Here is a 2375-nt window from a genome sequence, read left to right as displayed (position 1 = left end):
TAGGCCTGCTGCAGGAAGTCGGTGAGTTCGGCGATGCTGAGCATGCTGGCCCGCTCCAGCGTGAGCTCGGACAGCGAGGCCACGGCCACGCTGCGCAGCTTGGGCAACTGCTGCTTGGTGACGACCTCGGCCTTGACCGGGGTTTTGAACACCAGGTCCACGGCCATGTAGTTGCTCAGCGGACCGCCCTCGCGCGCGCGCAGCATGACGATGACCTTGTCAAGCGAGACGTAGCGGTACTCGCGCTTGTCGACCACGGGCGCGGCCGGCTCGCTGGCGGGCGGACCCATGAAGTGCCAGGCGGCCAGGCCGCTGCCGGCGCCCAGCAGCACGAAGGCGCCAGCGGCCAGGGAAATCCAGATCTTCTTGCTCATGTCGAAAGCTCGTTCGGTGGGGGTCAGGCCAGCGTGAAGGCCTGGCCGGCGCGGTGTTCGCTGCGCAGGGCCTGGCCGGGTTCGGCCTCCTCGCGGGCGGGCTGGCCCTGGCGCGGCTGGCCGCGCGCATCGGCCTGCGCGCCGCCTTCGTGCACCTGCACCTGCACCTGCACGCCCTGGCCCTGGCCCTGGCGCTGGCCCAGGTCCTGGCGCAGGCCTTCGCCCATGTGCTGGAGCTGGCGCGCCACCTCGGGGCTGGAGGCCGTGAGCTGCACCTGCAGCTGCGCGCCTTCCTGGCGCACCACGATCTCGATGCGGCCGAGCGCGGGCGGATCGAGGCGGATGCGCGCCTGATCGACACCCTGCGTGGCCTGCCACTGCAGCCGATCGCCCAGGGCCTGCGCCAGCGGGCGCTGCCAGAGCTCGCTGCGCGCGGGGTCCAGGCGAACGACCGGTTCGATGGCCTCGCCCCCCGAAGGACCCGCGTTCGCGTGGAATGCGGCCGCGAAGGCGTCCGGCGAGGCGGGCGCGGTCTCGCGCGCACGGGGCGCGGCCAGCGCCAGGGCAAGCTCGGGCGGCAGGGCGCGCGCCACGGCGGCATCCGGCCAGGGCCTGGGGCGGACAGGGGCCGGCATCGGCGCCCGCCGGGCGCGCGCTGGCCACGGGCCCGGCCAGGGCATGGGGGGCCAGTGGGCGGCGGGCGTCGCCGGCCGCATCGGCATCCCGCCAGGGGGCCGCGCCCTCGTCCTCGCCCTGGGCTTCGCGCACGGCGGCGCCCAGCAGGCGCGAGAACGGCTGCGTGAACGGCAGCGCGGGCGCCTGTTGCGAGTCCAGCGCCATCAGCCAAGGCGACAAGGCGGCGTCCAGCGCCTCGCGGCCGTCGGGGGGTTCTCCGTCGGCGGCCGGCGCCTGGCCCAACACCTGGGCGAACAGCGGCCGGGGGCCATCGGACAGTCCGGGGGCCAGCACGGCCTCGGCCACCGGGGTAACGGGTGCGGTGGCGCCGAGCGCAAAGGTGGCGTTCATGGCGTTCTCCTATTCAGTCGGCGGCGAAGGCGTAGGCGTCGCGGCCGCCGCGGTGCGCGCACAGGTCGAGCAGTTGCGCCTGCACCGCGTCGTGTTCGCGCCGCACCAGGGCCAGCGCGCGCTGGTGCGCCGCCTGCAGCAGCGCGCAGGCCGAGCGGGTGCCGGCGTCGAGCGGACGGGCACCGGCCAGGCCGATCAGCAGCGTGCCGATCTCGCGGTCGAGCGCGCTCAGCGCGGCGACGTCGCCGGCCTGGATGCGCTCGTGCAGGCGGCGCGCCAGATCGAGCGCGTGGGCGCGTTCATCCGCGGGCATCGTGCACCCCTTCCCAGCCTTCGCGCACGGTGCCCAGCAGGCGCGCGGTTTCGTCGATCAGCGCCACGTCCATGCGGATGCCGGCCTCGTTCACGCGGCGCGCGCAATAGTCGTACAGCTCGGCGAGCTGGCCCACCACCTCGCCGCCGGCGTCGGTGTCCAGCGCGCTGGACAGGCCATTGAGCATGGCGACGCAACGGTTCAGGCTGTTGGCCTTGGCCTCGAAACGCGCGTGCTCGATGTGCGCCCGGGCCCGGGCCAGCTCGTCGAGCAAGCCGTTCATCAGGATCAGCACCAGCTCCAGCGGCGAGGCCTTCGCCGTCTGGGCACCCAGGTCAACGGCCTGGTAGCTCTGGTATGCGTCGTAGCTCAATGGGTTCCTCTTGTCGGTGTGCCACCCGGGCTCAGGCGGCGCCGAGCTGGCCGAACAGCCCGGAGGTCTGGTTCATCTGGCCCAGCACGGTCTGCAACTGGCTGAACTGCAGCAGGTAGCGCTCGTAGTTCACGTTGAACAGCTCGTCCAGGCGGTCGCGGCGCTGGGTCAGGTCCTTCTGCTGCACCTGCACGTTGTCCAGCCGGCGCGCGAGCTGGCCCGTGCCGGATTTCGTCCAGATCTCCAGGTGATCGGTCACCGCGCCCAGCACGCCCGAGCGCTTGCCCAG

General features: G+C 73.2%; 5 protein-coding genes. All 5 read right to left on the bottom strand.

Translation table 11 applies throughout. The features are described 5' to 3' along the window. The coding region (locus BGO22_RS16350; RefSeq protein ID WP_286851776.1) for a flagellar basal body-associated FliL family protein at positions 1-374 on the bottom strand (374 nt) is incomplete at its 3' end. 23 nt (positions 375-397) lie between these two features. Beyond that, positions 398-967: a flagellar hook-length control protein FliK gene (locus tag BGO22_RS16345; protein WP_286851774.1), complete on the bottom strand. Its 570-nt coding sequence runs from the start codon at positions 965-967 to the stop codon at positions 398-400. A gap of 446 nt (positions 968-1413) precedes the next feature. Then, positions 1414-1713 (bottom strand): hypothetical protein, encoded by a 300-nt coding sequence (locus BGO22_RS16340; protein WP_286851772.1) that lies wholly within the window; start codon positions 1711-1713, stop codon positions 1414-1416. After that, complete coding sequence (fliS, locus tag BGO22_RS16335) at positions 1700-2086, bottom strand: flagellar export chaperone FliS (RefSeq protein ID WP_204743151.1); 387 nt, start codon at positions 2084-2086, stop codon at positions 1700-1702. The genes BGO22_RS16340 and fliS overlap by 14 nt, the downstream gene beginning before the upstream one ends. Before the next feature lie 31 nt (positions 2087-2117). After that, a partial coding sequence (gene fliD / locus BGO22_RS16330) for a flagellar filament capping protein FliD (RefSeq protein WP_286851770.1) occupies positions 2118-2375 on the bottom strand: 258 nt, incomplete at its 5' end.

The sequence above is a fragment of the Hydrogenophaga sp. 70-12 genome (genome assembly GCF_001897365.1).
GTDB lineage: Bacteria > Pseudomonadota > Gammaproteobacteria > Burkholderiales > Burkholderiaceae_C > Hydrogenophaga > Hydrogenophaga borbori.
Note: the sequence above shows the minus strand (reverse complement) of the source record. Positions and strands in the feature narration are given on the sequence as shown.

Excerpts from the sequence above, each read along its gene's own strand:
- BGO22_RS16340 (WP_286851772.1), bottom strand. The coding sequence starts at position 1,713 with ATGCCCGCGGATGAACGCGCCCACGCGCTCGATCTGGCGCGCCGCCTG.